We start from the raw sequence: 6,000 nt of genomic DNA, 5'->3' as shown, positions 1-6,000 counted from the left end.
ACACGATTTGCTAACGATTTCGAGTCAATATCGTTCGCATTGGCCTGCGGCGGCGCCCACCAGCAGCGGAGTGGCACAACGCCATTGGCAAGCTCAACCCAGCCAGGCGAAGGGAAGCTGGACATTGTCACAGGCCCACAGGACACACCCCCAATTGTCACCAGGCAATTCGCTCCGTATGGTGGCCGCATTCCGACCTGTCCCACCGGCGTGCGATTCCATATCCAACAGGAAAGTGACATTCCGGCATCGACACAGCTTTACAACCAGATCTGCTTCGCCATCGCGGCGCGGCATTACCCGCCTGGGCATCGCTTACCGAGCACCCGCCAGCTGGCGATGCAAACCGGATTGCACCGCAACACGATCAGCAAGGTGTACCGCCAACTGGAAACCGACGGCGTGGTGGAGGCCATGGCCGGCTCCGGCATCTATGTGCGCGACCAGCAGAAACCCCGTGAAATCAAAACTCCACCGCACATCCGCAATCGCGGCGTCACCGACCTCGACCGCGAAGTGCGTAGATGTGTGGATGGCCTGCTCAATGCCGGCTGCACCCTGCAGCAAACCCGCGAACTGCTGACCCGAGAGATCGACTGGCGACTACGCTGCGGTGCCCGCGTGCTGGTCAGCACCCCCAGAGAGGACATCGGTGCCTCAATGCTGATCGCCGAGGAACTGGAACCCTGCTTGGACGTGCCGGTGGAAGTGGTGCCAATGGAGGAGCTAGAGAGCGTGCTGGAAAATTCCAGCAACGGAACGGTTGTGACCAGCCGCTATTTCCTCCAACCGGTGGAGGAGCTGGCCAAGAAACACAGCGTTCGCGCTGTGGCCGTTGACCTCAACGACTTCCGCCAAGAACTGGCCATGCTCAAGGAGCTGCGCCCCGGCAGCTGCGTGGGCCTGGTAAGCATCAGCCCCGGCATCCTGCGGGCAGCGGAGGTGATTCTCCACTCGATGCGCGGCAACGAATTACTGCTGATGACCGCCACACCTGATGTGGGTAGCCGCTTACTGGCACTGCTACGGGCCTCCAGCCACGTGCTGTGCGATCGGCCCAGCCTTCCCCTGGTGGAACAGAGCTTGCGCCAAAACCGCTCCCAACTGATGCGCATGCCCCAAGTGCATTGCGCCGAGAGCTACCTAAGCGCAGATACGATCGATTTACTCCGTAAGGAGATTGGCCTGCAGACCCCAGCGGCCGCCAGCTGACGATTCTGCGATGTTTGCTCACATCCGTGCCGACCTCGCCATCATCCGCGAGCGCGATCCGGCTGCCCGTGGCTGGCTGGAAATCGTGTGCTGCTACCCCGGCTTCCAGGCCATCAGCCTGCATCGGATCAGCCACCGGCTCTGGACCTGCCGTCTGCCCATGAAATTGGCCGCCCGTTGCCTCAGCCAGATCGGCCGGACCCTAACGGGCATTGAAATCCACCCCGGCGCCCGCATCGGCCACAGCGTGTTCATCGACCACGGCATGGGGGTGGTGATCGGCGAAACCGCGGAGATCGGTCCCCGCTGCCTGCTCTACCAGGGGGTGACCCTGGGGGGCACGGGCAAAGAGCACGGCAAACGCCACCCCACTCTTGCCGAAAACGTTGTGGTGGGCGCCGGCGCCAAGGTGCTTGGTGCGATCACAATCGGCACCAACACCCGCATCGGTGCCGGATCCGTGGTGGTGCGCGATGTGGAGAGCGACTGCACGGTGGTGGGAATCCCTGGACGGGTGATCCACCAGAGCGGCGTGCGGATCAACCCCCTGGCCCACTCCGCCCTGCCTGACGCGGAGGCAAGCGTGATCCGCAACCTGATGGAACGGATCGATGAACTGGAGAGCACCGTGGGGAATTTGCAGCGTTGCCTAAAGGAAGTGGCGGAGGGACGGGCGCTGCGAGAGGTATGCCGCGGCGAAGCCCAGAACCTCAAAGACCGGGAGATCCTGGAGTTTCTGGGCGAGGAGACTGGCTGAGGCTGGCGCCTCAGGCCTCAGATGCAGGGCGCGAGGGCTGGAACATGAACATCGAATAGATCACGTTCCGGCGCATGTTGGTCATCATCTCGAGGAACATGTCATAACCCTCGTTCTTGTATTCGATCAGGGGGTCCTTCTGGCCATAGCCACGCAGGCCGACTGACTCCCGAAGGGCATCCATCGCCTGGAGATGTTCCCGCCAGAGGGTGTCAATCTGCTGAAGGATAAAGAAGCGCTCCGCCTCCCGCATCAACCCTGGCCGTTGCTGCTCGATCTGTCCCTCTTTGAGGTCGTAGGCATTACGCAGTTGCTCCTGTAGAAACGCCTTGAGTTCCTCCATGCCAAGTCCCTGGACTTGATCGGGGGTGAGGTCTTCGAGGAGATAAATGAACTCCTTCACCTTGCCCACCAGCTGAGCCAGATCCCATTCCTCGGGAGGCAGATCGGGATTCACATAGGCCTCCACAATCTCAGCCATCGTGCGTTCGCCGTAGCCGATCACCTGCTTTTTCAAAGCCCGGCCATCGAGCACCCGGCGACGCTCGGAATACACCGCCCGGCGCTGGTTGTTCATCACCTCGTCGTACTCGAACACTTGCTTACGAATGTCGTAGTAGTAGGTCTCCACCTTCTTCTGGGCCCCTTCAAGCGAGCGGGTGAGCATGCCGGACTCGATCGGCATGTCTTCCTCAACGCGAAAGGCATTCATCAGGCCGGCTACGCGGTCACCCCCAAAGATCCGCAGCAGGTTGTCTCCCAAAGACAGAAAGAAGCGGGTGGAGCCAGGGTCGCCCTGGCGACCGGCCCGGCCTCGCAGCTGGTTATCCACCCGGCGGGACTCATGCCGTTCGGTGCCGATCACATGCAGGCCGCCCGCCTCGCGCACGCGGGCTTCTTCCTGCTTCACCACAGCGTCATACTCCGCCTTCACCCGTGCAATCGCCTCGCGCAGAGCCAGGATGTGTGGGTCTTCGGTGGGTGCTTTCTCAGCAGCAGTGGCGATTCGCTCCTCCAGCTCGATCAAAGTCAGAGCTCGATCACCCCAGAACTTGACCAAATCACGGGCCAACTGACCAAGGGCTTGGTCGGTGTCGTCGGTGAGGGGGCAGGGATAAAGATTCTCACCGCTGCGGGGCAGCGTCGGCGCAGCGGCATCAGCAAACCCCCCCGCTGCGGCATTGCGCTGCAACGGCACTGTGGGCTTGTGATCGTCCTCAGGCTTCACCAAGCGGCCCAACAACACTTCCCGCAACTTCAAACGAGCCATGTAGTCGCTGTTGCCGCCGAGGATGATGTCGGTGCCCCGGCCCGCCATATTGGTGGCGATGGTTACCGCTCCAGCGCGACCTGCCTGAGCCACGATCTCCGATTCGCGTTCTACATTTTCCGGCTTGGCATTGAGCAGGTTGTGAGGTATCTCCTGCTCCGCCAACAGAGAACTGAGTAACTCGCTCTTCTCCACTGATGTAGTGCCCACAAGCACAGGCCGTCCTTTCTTGTGGATCTCGGCGGTTTCATTGGCCACCGCCCGCCATTTGGCAGTTTCAGTTTTGTACACCTGATCGGCCCAGTCCTGGCGGGCCCGCACCCGGTTGGTGGGCACGATGGTGGTTTCGAGTTTGTAAGTCTTCTCGAATTCCACTTCTTCTGTTTTCGCTGTACCGGTCATGCCGGCCAAGCGTGGATAAAGCAGGAAGAAGTTCTGGTAGGTGATCGAGGCGAGGGTCTGGGTCTCCGCCTGAATCTGCAAAGCCTCCTTGGCTTCAATCGCCTGATGCTGTCCATCGCTCCAGCGGCGACCGGGCATCACCCGACCGGTGAACTCGTCCACAATCACCGCCTCGCCATCGCGAACGATGTAGTTCACATCCTTAACAAACAGCTCTTTGGCTTTAAGGGCATTGGTGATGTAGTGAGCCCAGGGATCTTGGGGGTCAAACAGATCCTGAACGCCAAGCATTTGCTCGGCCTTGGCAAAACCTTCATCGGTAAGGGTGCAGCTGCGCTGCTTCTCATCGACCTCGTAATCACCTTCTGGATCAATGCCGTCCTTACCCATTTCGGCTGCGCGCTCTAGGGCCTGAGCCACCTGTGCCGCCTGCTGATACTTCTCCTGGGGTCGTTCCACTTGACCGGAAATGATCAAGGGCGTGCGGGCCTCGTCGATCAAGATCGAATCAACCTCATCGATCACGCAGTACTGAAACTCACGCTGCACAACCTCGCTGATGTCCGCGGCCATGTTGTCCCGCAGGTAGTCGAAACCCAGCTCAGAGTTGGTGGCATAGGTGATGTCGCAGTTGTAATTACGCCGTCTTTCCTCCGGCCGCATGTCCTGCTGAATTAGGCCCACGGATAAGCCCAGGAAGCGATGCACCTGTCCCATCCACTCGGCATCGCGGCGTGCGAGGTAGTCGTTCACAGTAACCACGTGGACACCGCGACCAGTGAGTGCGTTGAGGTAGCTGGGTAGGGTCGCCACCAGGGTTTTGCCCTCGCCGGTTTTCATCTCGGCAATTTGACCTTCATGCAGCACCATTCCGCCAATCAACTGCACATCGAAATGGCGCATGCCGAGAACCCGCTTGCCGGCTTCGCGCACCACCGCGAAGGCCTCGGGAAGGATCTCGTCGAGAATCGGGCGCTGGTTGACCAGGCTGCCAGCGTTCGCAAGACGTTCTTGAAAAGTAGCTGTTTTGACACGCAGCTCGTCGTCGGAAAGTAGCGCGATTTCCTCTTCCAACAGGTTGATGTCGGAAACGATCGGCTGATAGCGCTTCAGCTTGCGGGCATTAGGGTCACCCAGCAAAAGCTTGAGCATGGAAGGCGCTAAGTCGTCTGAGCCACAGCCTACTGAGGCTGCACAGCAGCAATGCTGGGCAATCCGAGCAAGAAAGCCCAATTACAGGCCTTGAGCAGGGCTTACAGCTGCATTAGCTCAGCAGAAAAGTAAGGATTCACAGCAAAAGCCTTGAAATTGTCTCACTGATCTCTCATGGCCCATAGGGGACCCACTTTTTGAACCATTGATACAGTCCAGAAAATCTGCACTTCTTTGATGAGGCTGTCCATCCTGGTGGTTTCGAGGACAGCAGCGCTGATTAATCGGCTTTGCGACAGCTTGGACGCTGCATGCAGCTTGGCCCCAATGGAGGTCGAGGTCCTCTGCTCATGGAACGGCAGCGACGTTGAGGAAGCACAGATCCGCAATAGCAGCCGCTACGACTTTCACCTCGCTCAACGAGCTCCATACCATTTCGCATCCAACATGAACGCTCTGGCCGGTCTGGCTGGCGGCGAAATCTTGATGTTGGCCAATGACGACCTGATTCTTGATCCTGGCTGCGTTGATGCAGCTCTAAATCTGCTTAGCAGTCGTCCCGAAGTGGGACTGGTAGGGGCACTTCTACGCGATCAACAGGGACTCCTTAGCCATGCCGGCATCAATTTTGACTTGCGATGTTCTTGCTATCACCTGCTGGATCGGCTTTTGCCTGTGGCAAAGATCGCCAAGGGAATGATTCCTTCGGCACCGGTGGCAGCAGTCACCGGTGCTCTGCAATGGATCGAGCGCGAGGCCTTCCTGAAACACCCCTTTAACTCGGCATATGAGGTGAATGGCGAGGACGTGGAACTCTGTCTCGACCTGCAAGAGCATCTTGGCCAGCAAGTGTGGCTCTGCACCGAAGCCAGCGCCATTCACGATGCGGAAACAACCCGGAGCCAAGACCCGCGTCAGGCCGGCAACAGTGTCGACGAGCTTCGCCTGCGTGCTCGCATAAGGCAATTCCTGGATCACACCACCGGAGAACAGTTGCGGGTGCTGCTGCAACAACAGCAAAGGGAATCCCAACTGCTGCGAGACGAACTCAATCAGGAGTTTGGCAACGCGAAACAGCTGCGCCAACGTCTACAAGAGCAAGAGACTGTGCTGCTCTCCTTGCGGGAAGAGCGACTGCGTCTCCGCGATCAGCTGGATGCGCGTGAGGGCTGCCGGTGATGCGCTCTATCCACCAACACATCGCCAC

The 6,000-nt window shown here is 59.3% G+C and carries 4 protein-coding genes; 3 read left to right on the top strand and 1 reads right to left on the bottom strand.

Annotated elements, in window-relative coordinates:
* The first annotated feature begins 210 nt into the window (after positions 1-210).
* Positions 211-1,212 (top strand): GntR family transcriptional regulator, encoded by a 1,002-nt coding sequence (locus tag DXY02_RS08405; protein ID WP_114988929.1) that lies wholly within the window; start codon positions 211-213, stop codon positions 1,210-1,212.
* A gap of 10 nt (positions 1,213-1,222) precedes the next feature.
* The gene (cysE, locus tag DXY02_RS08400) at positions 1,223-1,969 is read left to right on the top strand and encodes a serine O-acetyltransferase (protein WP_114988925.1); all 747 of its coding nucleotides are present in this window, start codon (positions 1,223-1,225) and stop codon (positions 1,967-1,969) included.
* A gap of 10 nt (positions 1,970-1,979) precedes the next feature.
* On the opposite strand, the gene secA is transcribed toward cysE, so the two are convergent.
* The gene (gene secA, locus DXY02_RS08395; protein ID WP_114988924.1) at positions 1,980-4,793 is read right to left on the bottom strand and encodes a preprotein translocase subunit SecA; all 2,814 of its coding nucleotides are present in this window, start codon (positions 4,791-4,793) and stop codon (positions 1,980-1,982) included.
* A gap of 447 nt (positions 4,794-5,240) precedes the next feature.
* On the opposite strand from secA, the gene DXY02_RS08390 reads away from it, so the two are divergent.
* Positions 5,241-5,972 carry a glycosyltransferase family 2 protein gene (locus DXY02_RS08390; protein WP_170951530.1) on the top strand — a complete coding sequence of 244 codons (732 nt, stop codon included), beginning with the start codon at positions 5,241-5,243 and terminating at the stop codon, positions 5,970-5,972.
* Positions 5,973-6,000 lie beyond the last annotated feature (28 nt).

The sequence above is a fragment of the Synechococcus sp. N19 genome (assembly GCF_900474045.1).
Lineage (GTDB): Bacteria > Cyanobacteriota > Cyanobacteriia > PCC-6307 > Cyanobiaceae > Parasynechococcus.
This window is presented reverse-complemented; position numbering and strand designations above follow the sequence as displayed.

Bases quoted from the DNA above. Each gene is read 5' to 3' on its own strand.
- cysE (WP_114988925.1), top strand. From the start codon at position 1,223: ATGTTTGCTCACATCCGTGCCGACCTCGCCATCATCCGCGAGCGCGAT.
- DXY02_RS08390 (WP_170951530.1), top strand. From the start codon at position 5,241: ATGAACGCTCTGGCCGGTCTGGCTGGCGGCGAAATCTTGATGTTGGCC.
- secA (WP_114988924.1), bottom strand. From the start codon at position 4,793: ATGCTCAAGCTTTTGCTGGGTGACCCTAATGCCCGCAAGCTGAAGCGC.